Genomic DNA, 336 nt, shown 5'->3' with positions numbered 1-336 from the left:
CCCAGCCGGTGTGGGCGGTGAGTTGATGTCGCTGTTCGCCGGTGGCGGTGTCCCATACCCGAACGGCGTGGTCGTACCCGGCCGTGGCCAGGTGGGTGCCGTCTGGCGAGTACGCCACCGCCAGGACCCAGCCGGTGTGGCCGGTGAGTTGATGTCGCTGTTCGCCGGTGGCGGTGTCCCACACCCGCACGGTGCCATCCTCCCCCGCGGTGGCCAGGTGGGTGCCGTTCGGTGAGTATGCCACCGCCCGGACCCTGTCGGTGTGGGCGGTGAGTTGATGTCGCTGTTCGCCGGTGGCGGTGTCCCATACCCGCACGGTGTGGTCGTCTCCGGCGG

The 336-nt window shown here is 70.5% G+C and carries 1 protein-coding gene; it reads right to left on the bottom strand.

What is annotated here, in order from left to right:
* The coding region (locus ELR45_RS24225; protein WP_205857174.1) for a WD40 repeat domain-containing protein at positions 1 to 336 on the bottom strand (336 nt) is incomplete at both ends.

This window comes from Phytoactinopolyspora endophytica (assembly GCF_004138495.1).
GTDB classification, from domain to species: Bacteria; Actinomycetota; Actinomycetes; order Jiangellales; family Jiangellaceae; genus Phytoactinopolyspora; species Phytoactinopolyspora endophytica.
Note: the sequence above shows the minus strand (reverse complement) of the source record. Positions and strands in the feature narration are given on the sequence as shown.